Source organism: Bradyrhizobium sp. WCU1, assembly GCF_053474805.1.
In genome coordinates, this window is the sequence record NZ_CM130280.1 from 6,446,706 (window position 1) to 6,471,184 (window position 24,479).

A 24,479-nucleotide genomic window follows, 5' to 3' on the forward strand; every position below is an offset into this window, starting at 1 on the left:
GCGTTGCCGCATCCGGCGACAAAGGGACGAGTTATTTTTTCGGTTGTGACCGGTCTCGGGACTCTCAGGGAAGACCGCAACGCCAACGAGATGGCCGCGGCCGCTGTCCCGCCTGTGCTCGATGAGAGAAGTCCGATGTCCGCCAAGCCGCATGCTCCACAGACCAGCCGCACCGGGATGGTCGGCAAAGCTTCCGTGACGCAAGGCGGGGTGCAGCAGCTGTCGACGCGTCGTCTGCTTCTGGCCGGCGCAAGCGCGTTCGCGCTGATGTTGACCGGGCAGCAGGGCGCACTTGCACGGCCGTTCGGGATCAACGCGGGAACGATGTCGGCGCCGACGATCGCCAGCGATGCGGCAACCGCTGCGGCCCAGCAGGCCACCGAGGCTGCAAGGCAGAGCCAGGGCGCGCTGACGCGAGCCTCGCAGGCGATCCAGGCATTGCAGGCTGCGCAGGCCGCCGCGCGGGGCGCCGCCGCTGTACGGCAGGGCTCGACCACGCTGCCGCAGCTTGCGGTGCCGAACGGCCTTGCGCCGGGCGGGCTCCAGGTCGCGCCCGGCGCGGTGCCGGGCTCCAATCTGTGGAAGGGCGCCGATCTGCCGTTGCAGGCGGCAGGCGGCGGCCAGACCACCGTCACCGTCAATCAGACCGCGCCGCAGGCGATCCTGAACTGGCAGAGCTTCAACGTCGGCAGCCAGACCACGGTCAATTTCAACCAGCAGGCCGCCAGCTGGACCGCGCTCAACCGCGTCGTCGGCAACACCGGCCCGAGCCAGATCCTCGGACGCATCAACGCGCCGGGGCAGGTGCTGGTCATCAACCAGAACGGCATCATCTTCGGCGGCGCGAGCCAGATCAATGTCGGCTCGCTGATCGCATCCACGGCCGGTATCACCGACCAGCAATTTCTCGCAAGCGGAATCTATTCGCCGCAGAGCGGTCCGAACTATCTGCCGAGCTTCAGCGGAGCCAGCGGCAGGATCGTGGTCGAGGCCGGTGCGTTGATCACCACCAGCGCGCCGGCTTCGGTGAAGTCGGGCGGCGGCTTCGTTGCGTTGCTTGGCAGCGCCGTCGACAATGCCGGATCGATCGCGACCCCGAAGGGGCAGGCGCTGCTGGCGGCGGGCGACGACTTCATCCTGCGGTTCGGGCTCGGCACCACCGCCAACCAGGTCTCGACCACCCGCGGCAGCGAAGTGGTGCCAATCATCCGCGCCGGAAGCGGCAGCGGCGGGGTCGGCAATAGCGGGCTGATCTTCGCCCAGCAGGGCGACATCACGCTCGCCGGACATGCGATCACCCAAAACGGCGTGCTGGTCTCGACCACCTCGGTCAATCAGCGCGGCACGATCCATTTGTTGAACTCGGCCGCAGATGCCGGCGGCACGGTCACGCTCGCGGCCGGCAGCCTCACCACGGTGCTGCCCGAGCTCGATTCCGCGGAGACCGCGCTGAACTCGCAGCGCGATGCGCTGATCGCCGACTCCGCCACGCAAAATGCCATCCGCGCCACGCAGAACCTTGGCCAGTTCGACAACCTGTCCCGGCTTGCCGATCGCGAGGACCGGTCCCGCGTCGAGATCGTGAGCGGTGGCCTCGTCAACTTCCAGAACGGCTCGCTGACGCTGGCGTCGGGCGGTCAGGTGGCGGTCTCGGCGGGCAAGCGGGTGTTCGCCGCGACCGGCGCCGTTATCGACGTGTCGGGTGCCCGGGACGTGATGCTGCCGATGTCGGCCAACGCCATCAAGGTCAACGTCCAGGGCAATGAGCTGCGCGACTCGCCGCAGAACCGCGACGGCTCGGTGCTGATCAACAAGAACGTCTGGATCGACGCCCGCGATCTCACGCTGGTTCCCGCCGGCACCGGCGGCTACGCGTCGGATCGCTATTACACCGCGGGCGGTCTGCTCGAGGTCGGCGGCTATCTCAACAACACCAGCCACAAGATCGGCGAGTGGGCCGCGGTCGGCGGCGACATCACCTTGTCGGCGCCGGAGGTGGTCGCGCAGCGCGGATCCATCTTCAACCTGTCCGGCGGATCGGTCCAGTTCCAGGGCGGATACCTGCCGCAAACCTATCTGCTCGGCCGCGACGGCCGTGTCTACAACGTCAACGACGCGCCCTCCGACCTCGGCTATGCGACGGTTGCGAACGGCTTCGTGGTCAATCACGCGCACTGGAATGTCGTCGAGGTCTATCTCAGCCCGTTCGGCAGATCGGCCATGCGCTGGGAGAACGGTTACACCGTTGGCCGGGATGCCGGCCGGCTGATCTTGTCGACGCCGACCTCGGTGTTCGAGGGAGCGATCCTTGCCGACGTGATCAATGGACGACGGCAAATCGCCGCGCGTCCCGCCGGTGTCACCGACGGCTACAAGCTGACGCAGAACACCGCGCCGCTGGCCGGTGCGCTGCAGCTCGGCCTCTACGATGCGCGCGGGCTGGTCAATGCGTCCACGACGGACGTCAGGTTCGGCAGCGTGGCGTCGATCTCGGCGGGGCTCGATCCGGCTGCGGCGATTCCACTCGACCGGGTCAATACCGGCTGGTTCGACGCCGGAACGATCAACGGCTTCGGACTGGGCGGGCTCGGCGTGGCCGCGAAGCGGTCGATCTCGACCGAGGCGCCGCTGAGTTTCGCGCGCGGCGCGCAGGTCGAGCTCATCGCGCCGATTGTCGATATCAAGGCCGACATCACCGCCCGCTCGGGCAGCATCAGCGTCACCAACATTCTCAGGCCGGATCTGGCCGCGCTCTCGCCGATTGTGCTGACGACGGCGGACGGGCTTGCGCAACTGACCGTGCGCGCCGATGCAACCATCGATGCGCGCGGGCTGTGGACCAACGCGCTCGGCTCGCCGGACGATCTCTCCGGGCTTGCCTTCATCAACGGCGGCAGCGTCAGCTTCAACTCGACGCAGGGCGTCACGCTGGCGAGCGGCAGCAGCATCGACGTGTCGTCGGGGGCGGCGGTCCTGCAGAACGGCAAGACACGAGGCGGCAAGGGTGGCGATGTGACCCTGATCGCCGACGATCGTTCGGTCGGCGGTCCCTCGGTCGGCGGTCGCCTGGTGCTTGACGGGCAGATCGACGGCTTCGGCGTGAACGGCGGCGGCAAGCTCGTGATCGGCAGCGGTCCGGCGATCGTGATCGGCGGCAAGGCGCTGGCGACCGATGGCGTGCTGGGAGCCGGCGAGAAGGCGCAAGTCAATCTGCGGCTCGCAGAGGAGCTGTTCATTCCGGCTGGCGCGGCCGTGCCGTTCAACTATGATGAGTCGATCACCTATCTTGCGCCCGGCGACACCGCGCCGGCATCCGTCGCCGTGAATGCGACACAGAGCAAGCCGCTCTTGATCGGACCGAGCGGATGGACCGTTCCCAGCGGCCTCAACTTCTCGGATCTCGCCGGTCACACCTATTGGCCCGGCACGCAGATCCCACCCGGCACCTGGGTCATGACCGATCCGTCGTCAAAGCTCCCCCTCGGTTTCAAGGTCGACGCCGGCGTCTTTCCGAACGGTATCGCACTGGTCGGCACGCGGGTGACCTTCAACGCAGGGGATGCTGCGCCGGTGCCGCTGCATTTCACCGTCGGCACCATGATCCCGACCGGCACGGTCGCATCGCGCAGCTATGCCGTCGCGCCGCTGACCGAAATCGACACGGCGCTGTTCCGTACCGGGTTTGCGAGCTACGACGTGAACGGCCATCTCGGCCTGATGGTGGCGAGCCACGCTACTCTCGACGCGGTGATGCCGGTCTATCGTTTCACCGAAACCGCGTCGAACGTGGCAAGCGGTAGCGATCCGTCGTCGGCGCTGACGCTTTGGCTGCCGCCGCTCTATTCGGAGGATCCGGTTGGGGCGCGCATGATCCGCCGCGGCGGCGCCGACCTGACGTTGCAATCGAACCTTGATCAGTCCAGGGGATCGCTGACGATCGGCACGCAGGCGCGCGTGACGGTCGATCCGGGACATGCGATCACGCTGCGCAGCCCGGGTCAGATCAATGTCGATGGCCGCCTGACGGCTGCCGGTGGCCGGATCGATGTCCTTCAGAACGGCAATCCCGGTGATCCCTTCATCGGGCCGCGGTCGATCTGGCTCGACGGCAATGCGGTGCTCGACGTCGCGGGCCAAAGCGCCGTGGCGATCGATCGCGCCGGTCGCCGCTATGGCTTTGCGGACGCCGGCGGCAGGATCACGCTGGGTGACGACAGCGAGGCTCCGGGCGCGATCGCACCGGCCGGCCTAGGCTTTGTCATCGTGCGGCCCGGCGCGCGTCTCGACGCATCCGGCGCCAGTGCGGTCATCGACGTGGTGGATGCTGCGAACTCCGTGCATCCGCTCACGCTGGCGGGCGCGGGCGGCAGCATCGCCATCAGCGCGCTGAGCGGCTTCTATCTCGATGGCACCATGACGGCACGGGCCGGCGGCGAGGGTGCTGCCGGTGGCACGCTGTCGCTGGCGCTGGTGACGCCGAGCTACGGTAACTCGCCCGATCGGCCGGCTCCGAACGAGGTGCGCAAGTTCCGCATTCTGGAGGTCGCGGCGCAGGCCGGCGCGAGCGGCCTTGCGCCGGATCTGGCGTGGGGGGCGCGTGATCCGGCTCTGCAGTTCGGGCACGGGCGCGTCGGCGCCGACCAGGTCGCGGCTGGCGGCTTCGCCAACCTTCGCCTCTACTCGGAGACCATTGCATTCGACGGCGACGTTCAGCTCAAATTGCCGCAGAGCCTCAGGATATTCGGCAACCTCGTCGCCAAGGGAGGCAACGAACGGATCGACCTTGCGGCGCCTTATGTCTCGTTCGGGAGCGTCTCGTTCTCGTCGAGCGAAGGCGCGCTCGAGCCGCGTCCGGGCAGCGTGACCGGTGCCAGGCAACCCGGTTTCGGCACCTCGCTGGGCACCCAACCAGCCAAGACGGGCACCGCGCAGCTGACCGTCAACGCCGATCTCGTCGATCTCGCCGGCTCTTTCGAACCGCTCAACACCGCAATCATGCAGGCGGACAATTCGACGTCGGCGCTGACCAGCATCGCCGGCATCGATCAGGTCCGTGTGGTCAGCCGAGGCGACATCCGTGTCACCGGCGACACCTATGGCTCCCGCACGCTCGAGCTCGACGCGGCGCAGATCTATCCGGTCAGCAACGCCAAGGTGATCGTCGAGGCCAGTGAGCTTGTGCGGTTCGGCCGCACCACGTCCTATGCGCCGGCGCCGCCGTTCTCGGTGTTTGGCCGGCTTGCCGTCTACGGCAAGACGATCGAGCAGGGCGGGATCGTGCGCGCGCCGTTTGGCACGCTCATTCTCGGCAGCCCGGCCGTAGGAAGGAAGCTGACGGGCGCGCAGCAAATCGATCTGCTGCCGGGCAGCATCACGTCGGTGAGTGCCGCGGGCCTTGCGATGCCCTATGGCGGCACCGTCGACGGCATCGTGTACAATTACAACGGGGCCGCGGTGACGCAAGCCATCAATGGCGTCAGCGTGTACGGCGAGACGGTCGGCGGCATCAGCCTGTCCGGTCCCGCAGTGACGGTGGCCAGCGGTGCGCTGCTCGATCTCTCCGGCGGTGGCCAGCTGCTCGGCGCCGGCTTCATCAGCGGCCGCGGCGGCTCGGTCGATGTGCTGCTCAATCCGCTGGCCGCCGCCAATCCGGGCAACAGCTACAGCAACCTGAAGAACCAGGTGTTCGCGATCGTCCCGAGCGCGAATCCGGATTATGCGCCGATCGTGCCGGCAAGCCAGGGTGCGGCGCCGTCGATCGGGCAGCGCATCACGGTCGGTGGCGGCGTGCCCGGCCTTGCGGCGGGAACCTACACGCTGATGCCGGCCTCGTATGCGCTGCTGCCCGGCGCGTTCCGCGTCGAACTCGGTGCGCAGACCCAGACCGGAGGCCGTACGGTCGCACTGCCGAACGGCTCCTACGTGACGACTGCCTATGGCAGCGTCGCCAACACCTCGATCCAGGCCAGCCAGCCCAATCTGGCGGTGATCACACCCGGCACGACGGTGCGCAGCTATTCGCAGTACAATGAGCAGGACTACACGAGCTTCATGCTCGCGACCGCCGCGCGTACCGGACAGCCGCGCCCGAGTCTGCCTGCCGATGCTGCCGTCTTGCAGCTCATTCTTTCGGCGCCGCCGGCAGGCAGCCCGTCGTTCTCATTTGCCGGGCAGGCTTTGTTGACGCCGGGCAGCGGCGGCTATGGCGGCACGGTCAGCATCGATACGCCGTACAATGGGCGTCTCGAAATTCTTGGACCCAACGCGACGCCGACAGCCGGCTTCGCCTCGGTGCGTGCGGCGGACCTCGATGCGATCGGCGCCGCCAGGATTTCGATCGGCGGCGGCCAACAGCTCTATCTCGACCTTGGCTACGTGGGGACCACCGGTTTCGCCACCACGGTTGCGGTGCGTGGCGGCGCCGTGCTGCGGGCGCCGGAGGTGTTCATCACGGCCGGCGCCGGCGGCATCCGGATCGAGGACGGCGCGCGGATCGACACGACAGGGACTGGCCCTGCGACGGTGATGCCGTCGAGCGACGGCTTCGCCTACAGCATTGGCGGATCCGGGAACATGATGATCGTCTCGAACGGCTGGATCGACCTGCCGGCGTATCCGCCCGGTAGTGGCGCCGGCGGCATCACGATCGGCGCCGCCACCATCGCGACCGAAGGCATGCTTGCCTTTGGTGTCCAGAAGGGAGCGCTGTCGATCGCCGATGGCATGCGTTACGGCGCGCGCTATCTTTCGCTGATCACGCCGAATGTGAATATCGGCGACGCGACGGCGATCGCCGCGGCGCGGAGCGCCGGTGTGCTGCCCGACGGTCTGGTGCTGAACCAGGACGTGTTCGGCCGCCTGCTGGCCGGCAACGCCGTGATCGGTGCTCCCAAGCTGGAGAGCCTGATCCTGACGGCGCAGTCGTCGATCAATTTCTACGGCTCGCTGAATCTCTCGACCATTGATCCGGTGACTGGCCAGTCCAGCCTGCGTTCGCTCGTGCTCAACACACCGGCGATCTACGGCCTCGGGACGGCCGGCGACCGCGCCACGCTCACCACCGGGCAACTGGTCTGGAACGGCATCAGCGATTGCGTCCTGCGCACCGGCAGAAACGAACCGCGCAGCCTGCCGCCCGGCGCGGTGATCACGCGCGGCGCCGGCACCGGCCACGGCACACTCAATATCGTCGCCGATGAAGTGGTGTTCGGTTATCCCAGCGAGGCGAGGCCGGACACCCAGGTGACGCTCGACCGCCTGGCGCTCGGCTTCTCCACGGTCAACGTGACGGCGCGCGGCCGGATCACCGCGAACAACCGCAATACATTGTCTGTGTATGAGAGTCAGGGCGCGTACCAGACCGGCGTGGGATACAGCTACAGCGGTGGCAACCTCAATCTGATCACTCCGGTGCTGACCGGCGACTCCGGCTCGATCAACCGCATCACCGCCGGCGGTGCGCTCAACCTGACCGGCACCGGCGGGCCGGCCGCAGCAGGCCCGGCGGCGTTCGGCGCCGAGATCGGCCTGACCGGCAGCTCAGTGGCGATCTCCAGCGCCGTCGTGCTGCCGAGCGGCAAGCTGACCGTCTCCGCGAACGGCGACATCGCGCTGAGCGATGCGGCGCGCATCGACATGGCAGGGCGAACCGTCAGCCTGCTCGACGCGGTGCGCTACAGCTGGGGCGGCGACGTCGCGTTGGAAAGCGCGCATGGCAACATCACCCAGGCGGCCGGATCGGTCATCGACGTCTCGGCGGTGAACAATCGCGCCGGATCATTGTCGGCGACGGCGCTCGATGCCGCAGCCGGGCACGTGGTGCTGGGCGGCTCGCTCCGCGGCAGCGCCTCGGGGCACTACGACGCCGGTGGCACGATGGTGCCGTTCCTTGCCGGCAGCATCGACGTGCGCGCGCAGACGATCGACGATTTCGCCGGGCTGAACCAGCGGCTCACGCTCGCCGGCGTGACCGGGGCGCGCAACTTCCAGCTCAAGCAGGGCGACCTCGCCATCGGTGACGAACTGGTGGCCAGCAGCATCAGCGTGTCGGTGGATGGCGGCCGCCTGACCGTCAATGGCCGCATCGATGCCAGCGGCGAGCGCGTCGGCACCATCCGGCTCGCTGCACGCGACGGACTGACGTTGGGCAGCGGCTCGGTGCTCGATGCCCACGGCACGGTGCTTCGCGTCGACAGCTATGGCCAGCCGATCGATGCGCCGAACCGGGCGGTGGTGGAACTGACCACGACGCAGGGCCGGCTCGCTCTCTCTCCCGGCGCGCGGATCGACGTGCGCTCGGCGGACAATGTCGCGCGCGGCACGATCGAGTTGAGCGCGCCGCGGCTCGGCGGCGCGGGCGGCAGCGGCGACGGCGCCAACGACGTGGCGATCGATGCGGCAGGGCCGGTGACCATCGCGGGTGCACGCAGCATCGCGGTGAATGGCTTCCGTACTTACAAGCCCGCCGGCGGCATCATCAACCAGGGCCTGATGGACACCGTGCATGCCTCCAGTGCGGCGTTCGTCGCGGCGGCGTTGCAGAACGGCGACTTGCAGGGCCGTCTCGGCGGGCTGCGCGCCTATGCCGATGCCTTTCACCTGCGGCCGGGCGTCGAGATCACGAGCGCGACACCGAACGGCGACCTGACGATCTCAGGTGACATCGACCTGTCCCGCTACCGTTATGACAGCCTCAACCCCAATTCCGCGAAGACGGCCGTCTACGGCTCCGGCGAGCCGGGCCGCCTGGTGATCCGCGCCGGCGGCAATCTGAATGTGTTCGGCAATGTCAGCGACGGCTTCGGCGCGCCGCCGGTTGCGGGCACCGACGGCACCAATACGCCGGAGGTCGCCCGGCTCCTGATCAAGGGTGCGCAGCCATATGGCAGCGATGTCGTGATTCCGAAGGCCGGCGTGGTGCTGGCGAGCGGAACGCTTTTCCCGCGGTTCAGCGTGCTGAACTACGACCTGCCGGTCCAGGGATTCTCATTGCCGGCAAACACCGTGCTTCCCGCCGACGCGCCGCTACGTGGCGTGTTGACGCTGCCCGCAGGCACGGTGCTGCGCGCAGATGTGCGCAATGCGTCCGGCGCGGTGATCTATCCACGCGGCACGTTGCTGCAGCAGAGCACCCGGCTGCCCGTCGGCACGATCATCGGCGCCGGCAACCGGTTCGCGTCCAGCATCAGCGTCGGCCCGATGCTTTGGCCGAAGGACGTACCGCTGCCCATCGCAATGACGCTGAACGGCGCGCTTACGCTGCAGATCGGCGCCGTCATTCCAGCGGCGACGGTCGTCAAGCTGCCGAATGACGCACCGTTCGTGAAACTGCGCGACGACCCGACCCCGAGCGGGATCTGGGCCGCGGCGCCGCTGCTGCCGCAGGGATCACAATCATGGTCGCTGCGCCTCGTGGCCGGCGCGGACGTCACCGCTGCCGACAGCCGTGCACTGCGGCCGCGCAGCGCCAAGGCGGGGAGCCTGGTGCTTGCAGACACCTCGGTCATGGCTGTCGTCTCGATTCAGCCCGCCGGCTGGGTCTGGGCAAACATGGGCGATGGCACCAATCCGTTCGGAACGCCGGGGAAAACGGCCGACGATCCGTACATTTGTGAAAATCTCCCGGATTACTGCGCCTGGAGCGCCGGGGGTGCATCCGCCGTGACGCAGTTCCCGCTGCCGAGCGTGGTGCGGACAGGCACCGGTGATCTTGAACTGCTAAGCAGCTCCGATCTCAAGATGCGAACATCGTTCGGCATCTACACGGCCGGCGCGCAGTCGCCGGCGCTCCTGGCGGCGGACGGCTCCAATCCATATGATCTGCCGCGGGGCCGACCGATCGGCAGCTCCGTGCTCGGAAACACCGGTGCCTCGTATGAGGGACAGGTCAACGGTCAAGCCGGCAGCGTCTATCACGCCTGGTATCCCGAAGGCGGCGGCAATCTGCTGGTGGCGGCGCAGGGCAACCTGACCGGCACGTCCGGCAATCCTGGCGGCATTCAGGACGGCAACCCGGGCAACTGGCTCTGGCGCCAAGGCGGCAACATCACCGGCCAGCAAACCGCGTGGTGGATCAATTTCGGCACCGTTGCACTTCCACAGCCGCGCGATCCCGATGCGACACCTTTGGCGCTGGTCGGTTTCACCGGCTTCGGCACGCTCGGCGGCGGTAACGTCACCGTCCTGGCAGGCGGCGATGCCGGTGTCCTGGCGACGCAAACCGCCACCAACCAGGCGACGAGCTCGACTGCGTTGAACATCACGGTTGGCTCGACCGGGCGCATCACGCCGGACGGACAGCTGATCCTGACCGGCGGCGGCGACATGCAGGTCAAGATCGGCGGCCGGCTCAACCCGCTGCAACCGACGCTGATGACCACGAGGGTCACGAGCGAAACCAGCGGCGTGCTGACCAACCTGCGTGGTCTGATCGACGTGCAGGCCGGAACCATCGGCGGGATCAACCTGACCTATGGCGCGAAGCTCGCCGCCGACCCGCGTTGGCCAGAGCCGTCGACCGCCAACAAGGGACTCGGCTTCGGCGGACTGCTGATCATCCCCGGCGATGCCGTGGTCGATTTGTCGGCGCGCGGCGATTTGGTCCTGGCCGGCGCCGCAGATGCGGGCCGGGTGCTGCAGCAGAACACCACGAGCTATTCGGTCGGCGGCGTTCCGCACGTCGGCGGCGGCACCACCTGGTTCTCGCTGTGGCGCAACGAGACGGCGATCAACCTGGTCTCGGCCGGTGGCAACCTCGTTCCCACCACCCAGAACAATCTGTCGGTCAACAACACCATCGATGGCCCCACCGACGGCACATATCTCTACCCGCCGACGCTGACGGCGCTCGCAGCCAGAGGCAGCATCTACTATGGCGCTTACGACACGCAGCCGACCAACATCCCGCCGCCGCTCACGCTGGCGCCGTCGCCGATTGGGCAGCTCGAACTGCTGGCCGGCCGCTCGATCTATGCCAACGGCTATGCGATCGACATCTCGGGCGCCGATCTGAGTGGGCTGACGACGCCGTTCCATCCCGCCTTTGTCGGCTGGCAGCGCAATGACACCACGACGACCAACGTCAATGGTACCGGAACGATCTTCCCGCAGTTTGGTTCGCTGTCTCCCCGTGGTGTCGAGCTGTTCGCGTTCGGTCCGAACACCGCGAGCAATCTGCATGCCGCCGATCCGAACCCAGCGCTGATCTATGCCGCGGTCGGCGATATCGTCGGCTTCAAGAGCGGCGAGGTCTTCAGCGGCAGGGGCGCAACGCCGCAGCCGGCGGGAACCTGGTACGTCGCGGCAAAGCCGATGCAACTGATGGCGGGGCGCGACATTGTCAGCCTCGGCACCCCGATCGGCGCGCCGGACTTGCCATACAACGGGATGCTGACCAGCAACCTGATCTTCCACACCGGTGATAACGATGTCTCGGTGATCTCGGCCGGCCGCGACATCATCTACGCCAACCAGCAGATCGCAGGTCCGGGCACGCTGATGATGACGGCGGGGCGCAACATCTACCAGGCCGACCAGGGCGCCGTGACGAGCCTCGGCGCGGTGGTGCCGGGCGATCATCGGCCGGGTGCCTCGGTGCTGATGATGGCCGGCGCGGACGCGGCAAATTACGGTGGGCTGCTGCTCTATCTCGATCCCGCCAATCTGGCGAAGGCAGGCGTGCCGCTCGCCGATCAGCCCGGCAAGGTCGTGAAGACCTACGAGAAGGATCTGGTTGACTGGCTCTCGGAGCACTACGGTTTCAAGGGATCGGATGCGGAAGCGCGCGCGCGGTTCGCATCGTTGCCGCCGGAGCAGCAGGCGGTCTTCCTGCGGCAGGTCTACTACAATGAGCTGCGCGACAGCGGCCGCGAATACAACGACGCCAACGGTCCGCGAGCGAAATCCTACCTGCGCGGCAGGCAGGTGATCGCGGCACTGTTCCCGGATCGTGATCCCTCAGGCGCCCCCATCGCGTATCAGGGCGACATCACGATGTTCGGCGGGGCGGGCGTTCGAACCCTCGAGGGCGGCAATATCCAGTTACTCGCGCCCGGCGGCCGAATCCTGCTCGGCGTCGAGGGTGTCGTGCCGCCGGCCTCGGCGGGCCTGATCACCCAGGGCAAGGGCGATATCGAGACCTACTCGAAGGGCAGCCTGCTGCTCGGCCTGTCGCGCATCATGACCACCTTTGGCGGCGACATCCTCGCCTGGTCGGCGGAGGGCGACATCAACGCCGGCCGCGGCTCCAAGACGACGCAGGTCTATACGCCGCCGAAGCGCGTCTATGACAATTACGGACAGGTGACGTTGTCGCCCAGCGTTCCCACGACCGGCGCCGGCATCGCGACGCTCAATCCGATCCCGGAAGTGCGGCCCGGCAACGTCGACCTGATTGCGCCGCTCGGCACCATCGATGCCGGTGAAGCCGGCATTCGCGTCTCCGGTAACGTCAACCTTGCGGCGCTGCAGGTCGTCAATGCCGCGAACATCCAGGTGCAGGGCACCTCGAGTGGAGTTCCGACGGTGCAGGGGCCGCCGGTCGGCGCGCTGACGGCCGCATCGAATACGGCAGCCGCCTCGCAGCAAGCCGCCGCGCCGCCGCCATCGAACAACAACCAGCCTTCGGTGATCATCGTCGAGGTGCTCGGTTATGGCGGTGGAGAAGGCTCTTCGGCGCCGGGCCCGGAGCGGGATCAGAAGCGGGACCAGCGCGATCAGCAGAGCCAAAATCCTGACAGCGCCTATCAGGTGCTGGGGGCCGGGGAGATCACGATCGAGGAGGCGAAGCAGCTGATTGCAGATCGTCGCCGTCAGATGCAACAGCAATAGAGGCGGCTGATCGAGCCGATGTGCGGCCGGCAGTGTTGCTCCCCGGAGTCGGCCGCACACCCGTCGCGCCAACTTGCGGCTCAACCAAGCGAGGCCGCGTGATAACACGACATCACGCGATCGTCAGTCTGCATGGGGCTGCAGCGTCTGGTCTAACTGCTCGGGACTTGTAACAATCCTTGGTTGAGGCATCTGCGTTCTTCACGATGTGGGAGGCAGTCGCACGATTTCATGGGGAGCCCGGCAATGCGCCTTGTCACAGCGATTGCATATTCGGCCCTGTTATGGCTGGCCATCACGTCGGCGCAGGCTCAAGTCATATTCAATACTGTTCCGCCTTCGCCTCCTCGCGGCTTCATGGAAATCACGGTTGCGCTTGCGAGCGTTGCCGTGCCTCCTTCATCAGTGCAGGGTAGCGACCGCGAGATCGCCCTGAATGCCATAAGGCAAGATCTCTACGAGGAAGCGAAGGCGCAGTGCCCGATCTTGTCGAAGGTGTATGAAGCGACCTGTCGGGTGACTTCCGTCAACATATTCAGATCCCAGGCCGTGACGAAAGACGGCCCTCCCAGCTTTTCGATCACCGGAACGGCCAAATACGAACTGAAGACCAGCGATAGCGACACCAAGCAATGACCTGCCTCGGCCGGCAGTCGGAGCGTGAACGGCAGCCTTTGTTGCTGGACTTGCCTTGCCGGTGCCATCCGATCCTCATGCCTTCAACGTGCGCCGGAGCAGTCCGGCGAAGTCCTGCGCAACCTGGGACAGCGCTTCATGCGTGGGGGAGAGGATCGCGATCTGGTACTGGATCCTCGGCTTGAAAGGACGAACGACAAGGCCCTCGGTGAACGGCTTGCTCACCACCGGATCGACAATCCCGACGCCTTGGCCCTCAGTGACGAGCTGGCACGCGGTCGAAAAGAATTCCGTCTCCGCGACGACGTTCCAGCGTGCGCCATGTTCGGAGAAGGCTGACGCCAGCTGCTGGTAGATCGGGTCGCCGCGGAACAGCGTCACGAACGGGACGCCGTCGAGGTCATCAGGTGTGATCTGCTTCAGCTTCGCAAGTGGATGCGCGCGCGGCAGCATGCACATGCAGTCATATGAGAACACCTCCATGTGCGAGGTCGGATAATCGAGCGGCAGTTCGGCAACCGCGAGATCGAATTGCTGCGTCGACATCAACTCGCGGACGGTCGCCGAATTCCGCGAGATGATCTTGATCTGCAGCTCGGGCTTGTTCTTGGCGAATTGCGACAGCAGCCGCGGCAGCAGATTGATGGAAATGCTCGGATAGGCGGCGATCGCGAGATGACCGCGCCGGCCGGACCTGATCTCGGCCGCGACGCGAGAGGCGTTCTCGGTGGCTTCGAGCGCGCGTGCCGCCTCGACATAGAACAGCTTGGCTTCCGGGGTCGGTTGCAGGCGGCCGCCGCGCCGTACGAACAGGTTAAGGCCCGTCTCGTGCTCGAGGCCGGCGATCATCGTGCTGATCCCGGGCTGTGACATGCCGAGCAGTTCGGCCGCTCTCGTCATGGTGCCGTGGAGCATCAGGGCGCGGAAGCATTCAAGCTGTCGGAGTCGCATGCCACAACTATACGATTTTGTTATAATGGATACAATTAATATTATTAGAATTACATGTCCGACGGTGCTGCAATGGCGCGACAGAGCCTTGAGGAGACATCACGTGCCCGCAGCAACCACCGACCTCACCCGTCCCCGCCTGATCCCAGCCCGCAACGGCGTGGCGGCCCGTCTGAAAGCGGGAGAAACCGTCACCGTGGTCAACACCCATGGCAAGCAGGTGGTCGACACCTGGGCCTTCAATGCCGGCGACACCAGCGAGTTCATGTCGATGGAGCACAGCCGCGCGTCGATGCTGCGGCTCATTCCCCGCGTCGGCGATACGTTGACGACCAACCGGCGCCGCCCGATCCTCACATTCGTCGCCGACACCAGCCCAGGTATCCATGACACGCTGATCGCGGCCTGCGACATTCACCGCTATCGTCAGCTCGGCGCTACCGGCCATCATGACAATTGCACGCACAATCTGGCGCACGCGCTCGAGACTGTCGGGCTGTCGGCTGCGGTGACGCCGGCTCCGCTGAACCTGTTCATGAACGTGCCCGTCACGGACAATGGAGAATTGGACTTCAAGTCGCCGGTCAGCGAGGCCGGGCAGTATGTGTCGCTGCGTGCCGAGATGGACCTGGTCATCGTGTTCTCCGCCTGTCCGCAGGACATGGTGCCGGTGAACGACATGCGGCCGACCGACGCGCATTTTCTCATCGCCTGACACGGGACACGCGGAGAACCGATCATGCGCAAACTGCCGCCGCTCAATGCCGTCCGCGCGTTTGAGGCCGCCGCGCGCCACGAAAGCTTCACCGCCGCAGCCAATGAGCTCTGCGTCACGGTGACGGCGATCAGCCATCAGGTCCGGCAACTCGAAGCGATCCTCGGACACAAGCTGTTCGAACGCTCCGGCCGCGCGGTCGTGCTGACCGCGGATGGACACGCAGTGTTTCCGTTGCTGCGCGACGGCTTCGACCGGATGGCGAGCGCGTTTGCCGCGATCCGGCCGCCGGCCGACGGCGATGCGATCACGATATCGACCACGCGCGCCTTCGCCGAGCGCTGGCTGATGCCGCGGCTCGCGCGCTTCAATGCGGCATTTCCTCAACTCGTCGTCCACATCGATGCGACCGAAGAGCTGCGGGCGCCGGGCGCCGAGGGCGTCGATCTGGCCATTCGTTACGGTCGCGTCGATCGCGCCGGCGAGCCGTCGGTGCTGTTCAGCGATCGCTACATTGCGGTTGCGGCAAGCGCGATCTGTCCGCCTGGTGCTCGTCCGGCCATTGACGACCTCCGTTCGCGCTCGCTGCTGGCGTTCCGCTGGAAGAATGCCGCGCTGGATTCGCCGGCGTGGTCGGCGTGGCTTGCGGGGGCCGATCACGATCCCGGCCGCGACTTCCGCATCTCCTGGTACAGCGAGGAGCCGCTGGCGTTGCATGCCGCCGAGCGCGGGCTCGGACCGCTGTTGTGCAGCGACGCGCTGGTCGACGAGCAATTGCGCGAGGGCACGCTGCGCCGGCTCGACGGCCCCGCGCTTGCGGGCTTCGCCTATCGCCTCGTGAATGCGCCGACTGCTGCCCGGCGCAAATCAGTGACGGCATTCATCGACTGGCTGCGTGCAGAGGCTGCCGCATTTCGTGCACCCCACGAACTGGTTATGACACGGGCTGCGTGAAGTAGGGCAGGGTCTCGACGCGGACCTGGTAGGTGCCCGCCTTGACCAAGCCGTCGAGATGCGCGGCGATGTCCTCAAGCGATGCGAACCAGACCTTGCGCTCGGCGACGATCCGCTCGAGCCAGCGCTCCACCACGCGCCAGCGGGCAAGCCGGCCGGTCAGGAACGGGTGCCATATCCCCATCCAGAATCCACCAGCCTCATAGGCGGCCTCGAACTCCTCAAACGAGGCCGCAAGGCCTTCACTTGGCGATTTGACCGGCATCATGTAGCCGATCTCCGCGTAATGGGCGAAAGGCGGCCAATCGTCCGATCCCCAGTGCGGCGGCATCTCGTAGAGCGATCCGCGTGCGGTGCGCATCTGATACGGGATGTCGTCGGCCATCAGCGACGAATCGTAGACAAAGCCATGCTCGATCAGGAGATCGATCGTGGTCTGGTTGGCGTTGTAGACCGGCGCGCGGTAGCCGCGCGGCTTGCGTCCGGTCATCGCGACATGAATGGCGAGCGCGCGTTCGAAGGCTTCGCGCTGCTGCGCCGAGGAAATCTCCGTCGGATCCTCATGGATGTAGCCGTGATGGCCGATCTCGTGGCCCGCCTTAAGGATCGCCTCCACCGCATCCGGATAGCGCTGCATGGTCCAGGCCGGCATGAAGAACGACTGTTTCAGGCCGAGGCGGCGATAGGTCTCAAGGATGCGCGGCACGCCGACGGTCGGCCCGTAGCGTCCCATCGTGATCGGATAAAGCCGGTCGAACGAATCCTTCGGCCGGGCGATGTGAATCAGACTGTCGGCGTCGACGTCGAACGTGATCGTGCAGGCACAGCGCGCGCCGTTCGGCCAGGGGATGGGATTCTTTATCATCGGTTCATCCTCGCACAGCCGGCGGACAACGGCGCATCATTCCGCCGCGACATTAACAGTCCCGTCGATTCCAAGACACTGCCGGACCAGCACCGGGATTGCGGCAAGGGCATCGGCGAGTGACCGGCGGTAGCGTTCGTCGTTGAACTCCTGGTAATCGACCGCGATCAGATGGCTCTCCTGCACCCCGAGATAATGCGCGCAGGTGAAGATATGGGTTTCCAGATGGTTCATGGTCTCCCGCACCCCGCCAGGGCCAAAACCGAACTCGCCGCGCGAGCTCAGCACCACAAGCGTCTTGCCGCGCATGATCGGCTCGAGCGGAAAGTCGCCGCGTGCGAGATCGAAGCTGAAGGTCTTGTCGATCCGGATCACCTTGTCGAACCATGATTTCAGCGCCGCCGGCATGCCGTAATTGTGCATCGGCGCCCCGATCACGATCACGTTGGCGCGGTCGAGCTCGTCGATCAATTCGTCGGAGAGACGAAGCTCGTCGCGCTGCTCGGCGGTGCGGTCGGCGGGCGCGGTGAAGGCCGCGGCCACCCACGTCTCGGTGATGAGGGGCGGCGGATTGCGGCCGACGTCGCGCGAGATGATCGTGGCACCGGGCTCGTGCGTGAGCCAATGCTCGACAAACGATTTGGAGAGCTTTCGGCTGACCGAACGGTCGCCGCGTGGGCTGGCATCGATATGCAGAAGTGTCGTCATCCCTGACCTCGGCTGATTGGCGCTTTGCGTCGGCGCTACAATGACCGAGCGCCCGGGGCGGCGTGATTGATGAATCCGGCAGGCGAGTTGAGAAAATCTCAACAGTGATGCGGCGCGCCAGTGTGGCGCGGTGTGCTGGCCTTGTCGCAGCCCGATTTGTCCATATCCGGTATGCAAGCTTCACTCTCGACATGCTCTCAACCCGGCTTGAGGAATTCTCATTATCGCCTCATCGCCGCCTGCTGCTCAGATGCCCCATCCCGGCCCAGACCAATGCGCCGGACAAACGGGGGGAAACATGTTGCTCAAGCAGACACAGCTTCCGGCGCAGGATGAGGCGGGCTTCGATGCTCACGGAATTGAGCCGGTGCCGGTGGCGCACCGCACGTCGTCACCATCAGATCAATTCTGGATCTGGACCGGCGCGAACATCGCGCCGATCAACTGGGTGCTGGGCGCGCTCGGCATCCAGCTCGGCCTGAGCCTGCTGCAAACGCTTGCCGTCATCGTTGTCGGCAATCTGTTCGGCGCAGCGCTGTTTGCCGCCTTCTGCCTGATGGGACACCGCACCGGCGTGCCGCAGATGGTGCTCGGCCGGCTGGCGTTCGGCCGGCGCGGCGCCTATCTGCCGGCGCTCGCACAGGTGCTGATGCCGATGGGATGGGTCGCGATCAACACCTGGATCGTGCTCGACCTCTGCATGGCCGCGCTCGAGCGGATGGGAATCGGCGGCGGCGTCGAGCTCAAATACGCGATCGCGGTGCTGGTGATGCTGTTTCAGGTCGGCATCGCGGCCTGGGGCTTCAATGCCATCAAGGTATTCGAGCGCTACACCATGCCGGTCATTCTGTTGATCATGGCCGTCATGACCGCATTGGCTTTCCTGCGCGTCGACATCAAGTGGCAGTCCGCCGCCGTCACCGGCATGCCGGCGTTCGCCGCGGCGACGCAGCTGATGACCGCGATCGGCATCGGCTGGGGCATTTCGTGGCTCACCTATGCGTCCGACTATACGCGCTTCACCAGGCCCTCGCTCGGTGCTGCCAAGGTGTTCCGGGCGACATTCCTCGGCATGTTCGCCCCGACGGTCTGGCTCGCTTTCCTGGGCGCTGCGATTGCGTCTGCCGGTGCCGGCTCCGACCCGTCGAAGCTGATCATCGCAGCATTCGGCACGATAGCGTTGCCGGTGCTGCTGGTGCTGCTCCATGGCCCGATCGCAACCAACATCGTCGTGATCTATTCAGCGGCGCTGTCGTCGCTCGCACTCGATCTGCGGCGGCCGCGCTGGGTAATTTCAGTGGCCTCCGGCCTGATCGCCTCCGCGATCCTTTACGGCTTCCTGCAGTCGGGCGACTTCGCCCATGCCTTCGACAATTTCATGGTCGCCTTGATCGTCTGGATCAGCCCATGGGCGGGGGTCACGCTCGCCGACTTCTACTTCGTGCGACGCGGTCGGATCGATCTCCCATCGCTGTACGAGGAGCCGGGCAGGGGTCGTGATTTCAACTGGGCCGGGCTGATCGCCTTTGCCGCCGGGTTCGCAGCGGCGTGGGCGTTCCAGATGGGCACGATCAAGGCGATGCAAGGTCCGCTGGCGCTCGCCACCGGTGGGGTCGATCTGTCCTGGCTCACGGGGATCGGTGTGGCAGCGCTGAGTTATCTGGCGCTGCATCGGCTCTTTGGACGTTCGCTGGCGCGAAGCGACGCGTTGCCGGCCGCGGGCGAGGCATCGATCGAGCCCGCGCCGACATCGACCTGATGGGGCACATCTTGTGCCAGTTCACTCCATCCGCGCGAACAGCCCCACCAGCGTGTCGCGCAGCCAGCGCTGCGCGGGGACGGTGTCGTTGCGCTGGTGCCAGAACAGGCTGACGATGCGCGGCGGCGCCGGCAACGGCACCGGCACGGCGTGGAGGTGGGGCGCCTGGCGCGACTGCGCGCTGAGATCGCGCGGCAATACCGCGATCAGATCGGACTGCCGCACGATCTCGTAGGCGGCGTTGTAGTGATTGACGATGGCAACGAGGTTGCGCGACAGCCCGCGCGAGGCGAGAAACTGGTCGTAGGTCGGTGCCGTGCGGCCTGCCAGGCTCACGTCGACATGCTTGGCGTTGAGGAAGCTGCGTACATTCAGCCGCTTCCGGTTCGCGAGCGGGTGATCCCGCCGCATGAAGCAGGCATAGTCGACCGTCCACAGCGAACGCGAGCGGATCAGCCCCGGATGCTGCGCCTCGTTGACATAAACGCTCAGCACGCAATCGACCCGGTTGTCCTCGAGCTGGTCGGCGATGCCGATGATGGTGTTCGGCGCGGTGCGCAGGCGCGCGCTCGGTGCCATCTCGGCAAAGTGGTTCAACAGAGCCGGCATCACCAGCGACGCCACGTAGTCCGACATCGACAGGCTGAACTCGATCTGCGCACTGCGCGAATCGAACACCTTTTCGTCGAGCGCGCCACGGATGCTTTCCAGCGCGCCACTGATCGGGTCCCACAACGCCACGGCCCGCTGGGTCGGGCGGATTCCCGTGCCGGATCGGACGAACAAGGGATCGCCGAGCGCGTCGCGGATCCTCGCGAGCGCGTTGCTGACCGCGGGCTGGGTCATCGTCAGCGCGCTCGCGGCGCGCGTGACGCTGCCCTCGGTCATCAGGGCCTCGAAGACTTTCAGCAGGTTGAGGTCGAGCGTGCGGAACGACACGGGCAATATTCACGATGGTGATGTACCAGATAATAAATATAAATTATTCCCATAATGTTGATTTGTCTATCATTCCCCGGCTGACTCTGCGGCGCGTGCCGACCGCGGGGCGGAGGGGGGCGTCTTCATGTCAATGATCTCGGCGCGCATCGAGCGCCTGCCGTTCGCGCGATTCCACGTACACCTGCTGCTGATGGGCGGCCTGGGCTATCTGTTCGACGCGATGGATGCCGCGGTGCTGGCGTTCATCCTGCCCGTGCTGCGCACCGCCTGGGGGCTGACCAATGTCGAGACCGGGGTGCTCGGCAGCAGCACCTTCGTCGGTTATCTGTTCGGCGCGCTGCTGGCGGGGACGCTTGGCGACCTGATCGGCCGCCGCGCGGTGATGATGTCGGCGCTGGCGCTCTACAGCGCGGCCTCGCTGCTGAGCGCGGCGGTGGACAGCTGGCCGTCGTTCTTCGCCGCCCGCGTCGTCGCCGGCATGGGCACCGGCGCGGAGAGCGCGATCATCGCGCCATACCTCGCGGAATTCGTGGCGCGGCGCTACCGCGGCGCCTTCACCGGCGCGCTCGCCGGCTTCTTCTCGTTCGGCTTCGTCGCCGCGGCGCTGCTCGGCTATTTCATCGTGCCGGCCTACGAGAACGGCTGGCGTATCGTGCTCGTCATCACCGCGGTGCCGGTCGTGATGCTGCTGTGGTGGCGGAGGTCGCTGCCGGAATCGCCGCGCTGGCTGGAGAGCCGCGGCAGGGCGAACGAGGCCGAGGCGGTGCTCGACAGGATCGAGGCTGTCTTCGCGCGCGAGGGCCGGGTGCTGCCGGCTCCGGTCCCCGAGCCGGCGCTACCTGCCGTATCGTCGGGAACGCTGCTGAGTAATTTCGCCGCGCTGCTGGCCGGCCGCCAGGCCCGCATCACCACCATGACCTGGATCATGTGGCTGTCGATCACCTTCAGCTATTATTCCTTCTTCGTCTGGATTCCCGGCCTGCTGGTGCAGAACGGCATGAGCATCACCAAGAGCTTCGGCTATTCGCTGGCGATGTATTGCGCGCAGGTGCCGGGTTATTTCACCGCCGCCTTCTTCAATGAACGGATCGGACGGCAGGCGACGATTGCGACCTACATGCTGCTCGGCGGCGTCGCCGCGCTCGGGCTCGCCTTCGCCAAGAGTGACGCGGAGATCATGACGGCCGGCCTGCTGCTCTCGTTCTTCATGAACGGAACCTATGCGGGCGTTTATGCCTACACGGCCGAGGTGTTCCCGACATCGATCCGCACGACAGGTGCAGGCCTCGCGTCCGCGATCGGCCGCATCGGCGCGATCGCAGCGCCGATCCTGGTCGGCTACCTCTATCCGAATTTCGGCTTTGCCGGCGTATTTGGCGTCACCACGTCGGTCCTCTTGATCGGCGCGCTCACCGTCGTGCTGATGGGCGTGCCGACGCGCGGCCGATCGCTGGAAGAAATTGCAAGCAAGACCGCGTGACCACGGCGGCGTCCTGACAGGAGATCCAATCATGTCCACCATCCTCTTCAAGAATGCCGCGCTGCTCGATCCGCTGCGATCCGATCTGCTCGAAGGACACCATGTGCTGGTCGAGGATCGCCTGATCAAGGAGGTCTCCGATCGGCCGATCGAGGCCTCAGTCGATCGGGTCATCGATCTCAAGGGCAAGACCCTGATGCCCGGCCTGATCGACCTGCATGTGCACGCGGTCGCGGTTGAGCTCGATCTGTCGCAGCAGGCGCGCATGGCGAACGTGCTGGTGACCTTGCGCTCGACCATGCTGTTGCGCGGCATGCTGAAGCGCGGCTTCACCACCGTGCGCGATGCCGGCGGTGCAGGCTATGCGCTGAAGCAGGCGATCGACACCGGCCTGACCGATGGTCCGCGGCTGTTCGTCTCCGGCCGGGCGCTGAGCCAGACCGGCGGCCATGGCGACGGGCGGGCCCGCTCCGACTATCTTGCCGATCCGACCTGCTCCTGCTGCGTGCGCGTCGGTGCCATCGCGCGCGTCGTCGACGGCGTCGATGCGGTGCGCAAGGCGGTTCGCGAAGAGCTGCAGATGGGCGCCGACCAGATCAAGATCATGGCGTCCGGCGGCGTCGCGTCGCCGACCGATCCGATCGGCGCTTACGGCTATTCCGAGGACGAGATCCGCGCCATCGTCGCCGAGGCGAAAGCACGGCACACTTACGTGCTGGCCCACGCCTACACCGCGGAGGCGATCGAGCGCGCGGTGCGCTGCGGCGTGCGCACCATCGAGCACGGCAATCTGATCGATCTGCCGACCGCGCGGCTGATGGCCGAGAAGGGCGCCTATGTGGTGCCGACCCTGGTCACCTATGAGGCGCTGGCCAATGAGGGGGCGAAATACGGCCTGCCGGCGGCGAGCGTCGCCAAGGTCGCCGACGTGCGCGACGCCGGCTTGCGCTCGCTCGCGATCTACCGCGAGGCCGGCGTCAAGATGGGCTACGGCTCCGATCTGCTCGGACCGTCGCAGCGCTTGCAGAGCGACGAGTTCCGGATCCGCGCCGAATTGTTGGGCCCGCAGGCGGTGATCGCCAGCGCAACTATTGTCGGCGCCGAGGTGCTCGGCATGGAAGGCAGGCTCGGCCGCATCGCACCGGAGGCCTTCGCCGACCTGCTGGTGGTCGAGGGCAATCCGCTGCGCGACGTGTCGTGCCTGCTCGGCCAGGGCGAGCATATTCCGATGGTGATGAAGGCCGGCAAGGCCGAGGTGGATCGGCTGGGCGGGTAGGCACACTCGCCGGCCCAGCGTTCCTGTCATCCTCGCGTCACGCGGCGGCCGGCAGCGCCTCGCGGCCACCCGGCACCATACGATCACGATAGCGCTGGCAGCGTTGACGTGGCCGGGCGGAAGCACGACATATCGGCTGCCCGACTCAACTCCCCGCCCCGGAGCCAGCCATGAACGCGCCGCCCAACATCGATTCCGTTACGCCGCAGTCCGACGGCGATGTGGTGAGCTGGCTGACCAACGAGACGCGCGACCAGCGTTTCATCGACAACATCTTTGCCGAGCTGTGCATCCGGCTGCAGGGCGCGGGCATCCCGATCAAGCGGGCGACGATGAATCTACTGATCCAGCATCCGCAATGGCTCGGCGCCCGGATCATGTGGGCGGACGGGAAGCAAGAGGCGGAGATCTCGCGGGTCGACTACGAGGTCAGGGAGCGCTCGGAATATATCGGCAGCTCCGTCTACGAAATCCAGGAGGGCGCCGCTGAAGTGCGCGAGCGGCTCGAAGGAGCGCCCGGCCGCAAGCACGCGCTCTATGACGACATGCGCGCGCAAGGCCTGACCGACTATGTGGCATGGCCGCTGCTGCATACGCTCGGCAAGCGGCATGTCGTGACGTTCGCAACCGACCGCGCGGGGGGCTTCGATGACGCCCACGTCGCCAGCCTGAAGAAGGTACTGCCGGTGCTGGCGCTGGTCAGCGAGATCCGGATGAAGAACCGCCTGGCGCGGACGCTGCTCGAGACCTATGTCGGCACCCATGCCGGCGAGATGATCCTGGCCGGTGCGACGCGGCGCGGCAGCGGGACCACGGTGCGCGCCGCGATCATGATCTGCGACTTGCGGGATTTCACCCGGATCTCGGACTCCTGGCCGCGCGACGACGTCATCGATCTCTTGAACGACTATTTCGACGCGATGTCGGAGCCGATCGCGCGGCATGGCGGAGAAATCCTGAAATTCATCGGCGACGGACTGCTCGCCATTTTCCCGCTCAGCGACCCCAAGGCTTGTGCCAACCTGCTGCATGCGGTGGCCGAGGCGCGGCAGGCGATGGCCGCGCTGAGCGAAAAGAACAGCATGATGGGTCGTGCGCCGATGAATTACGGCATCGGCGTCCATGTCGGTGACGTCATGTACGGCAATATCGGATCGCGCACCCGGCTCGACTTCACCGTCATTGGTCCCGCCGTCAACATGGCCTCGCGGCTGGAAGCCTTGACAAAGCAGCTGGGAAAAAAGGTGCTGCTGTCGCGCGCATTCGCCGACCTCGTGGAGCGCGATTTCGCACTCGAACATGTCGGCGAACATGCGGTGCGCGGATTCAGCGAGCCGATCGAGTTGTTTGCCTATAACGGCTGAT

General features: G+C 66.2%; 12 protein-coding genes. 8 read left to right on the forward strand and 4 right to left on the reverse strand.

The genetic code is table 11. The annotated features are described in order from the left end of the window. The first annotated feature begins 135 nt into the window (after positions 1–135). Together ACTUWL_RS30170 and ACTUWL_RS30175 are read left to right on the forward strand one after the other, a co-directional pair. Positions 136–12,828: a filamentous hemagglutinin family protein gene (locus ACTUWL_RS30170; RefSeq protein ID WP_158267744.1), complete on the forward strand. Its 12,693-nt coding sequence runs from the start codon at positions 136–138 to the stop codon at positions 12,826–12,828. A 246-nt stretch (positions 12,829–13,074) separates the two neighbouring features. Further along, entirely contained in the window at positions 13,075–13,464 is a 390-nt protein-coding gene (locus tag ACTUWL_RS30175; RefSeq protein ID WP_021081754.1) for a hypothetical protein, read from the forward strand. 75 nt (positions 13,465–13,539) lie between these two features. Here ACTUWL_RS30175 and ACTUWL_RS30180 read toward each other — a convergent pair whose 3' ends face one another. Continuing rightward, positions 13,540–14,415 (reverse strand): LysR family transcriptional regulator, encoded by an 876-nt coding sequence (locus ACTUWL_RS30180; RefSeq protein WP_021081753.1) that lies wholly within the window; start codon positions 14,413–14,415, stop codon positions 13,540–13,542. A gap of 103 nt (positions 14,416–14,518) precedes the next feature. On the opposite strand from ACTUWL_RS30180, the gene ACTUWL_RS30185 reads away from it, so the two are divergent. Together ACTUWL_RS30185 and ACTUWL_RS30190 are read left to right on the forward strand one after the other, a co-directional pair. Beyond that, on the forward strand, positions 14,519–15,130 hold the full coding sequence (locus tag ACTUWL_RS30185) for a DUF1989 domain-containing protein (RefSeq protein WP_021081752.1): 612 nt from the start codon (positions 14,519–14,521) through the stop codon (positions 15,128–15,130). Positions 15,131–15,154: 24 nt separating this feature from the next. Further along, positions 15,155–16,084 carry a LysR substrate-binding domain-containing protein gene (locus tag ACTUWL_RS30190; protein WP_021081751.1) on the forward strand — a complete coding sequence of 310 codons (930 nt, stop codon included), beginning with the start codon at positions 15,155–15,157 and terminating at the stop codon, positions 16,082–16,084. Here ACTUWL_RS30190 and ACTUWL_RS30195 read toward each other — a convergent pair. Then, entirely contained in the window at positions 16,065–16,949 is an 885-nt protein-coding gene (locus ACTUWL_RS30195; RefSeq protein WP_021081750.1) for a polysaccharide deacetylase family protein, read from the reverse strand. The genes ACTUWL_RS30190 and ACTUWL_RS30195 overlap by 20 nt on opposite strands. A 36-nt stretch (positions 16,950–16,985) precedes the next feature. Next, positions 16,986–17,657: an FMN-dependent NADH-azoreductase gene (locus ACTUWL_RS30200; protein WP_021081749.1), complete on the reverse strand. Its 672-nt coding sequence runs from the start codon at positions 17,655–17,657 to the stop codon at positions 16,986–16,988. 298 nt (positions 17,658–17,955) lie between these two features. Between ACTUWL_RS30200 and ACTUWL_RS30205 the strand changes: the two genes are divergently transcribed. Further along, positions 17,956–19,416 (forward strand): purine-cytosine permease family protein, encoded by a 1,461-nt coding sequence (locus ACTUWL_RS30205; protein ID WP_021081748.1) that lies wholly within the window; start codon positions 17,956–17,958, stop codon positions 19,414–19,416. A 21-nt stretch (positions 19,417–19,437) separates the two neighbouring features. Here the strand turns inward: ACTUWL_RS30205 and ACTUWL_RS30210 are convergent, their stop codons facing one another. Beyond that, positions 19,438–20,361, reverse strand: coding sequence for a LysR family transcriptional regulator (locus tag ACTUWL_RS30210; RefSeq protein WP_035653163.1), 924 nt, complete (start codon positions 20,359–20,361; stop codon positions 19,438–19,440). Positions 20,362–20,482: 121 nt separating this feature from the next. On the opposite strand from ACTUWL_RS30210, the gene ACTUWL_RS30215 reads away from it, so the two are divergent. The 3 genes from ACTUWL_RS30215 (at position 20,483) to ACTUWL_RS30225 (ending at position 24,478) form a co-directional block, all read left to right on the forward strand. Then, a complete protein-coding gene (locus ACTUWL_RS30215; protein ID WP_021081746.1) occupies positions 20,483–21,838 on the forward strand; it encodes an MFS transporter in 1,356 nt (451 codons plus the stop codon). Positions 21,839–21,869: 31 nt separating this feature from the next. Continuing rightward, positions 21,870–23,114 (forward strand): metal-dependent hydrolase family protein, encoded by a 1,245-nt coding sequence (locus tag ACTUWL_RS30220; protein WP_021081745.1) that lies wholly within the window; start codon positions 21,870–21,872, stop codon positions 23,112–23,114. Positions 23,115–23,284: 170 nt separating this feature from the next. Further along, on the forward strand, positions 23,285–24,478 hold the full coding sequence (locus tag ACTUWL_RS30225) for an adenylate/guanylate cyclase domain-containing protein (protein ID WP_021081744.1): 1,194 nt from the start codon (positions 23,285–23,287) through the stop codon (positions 24,476–24,478). Position 24,479: the final 1 nt, after the last annotated feature.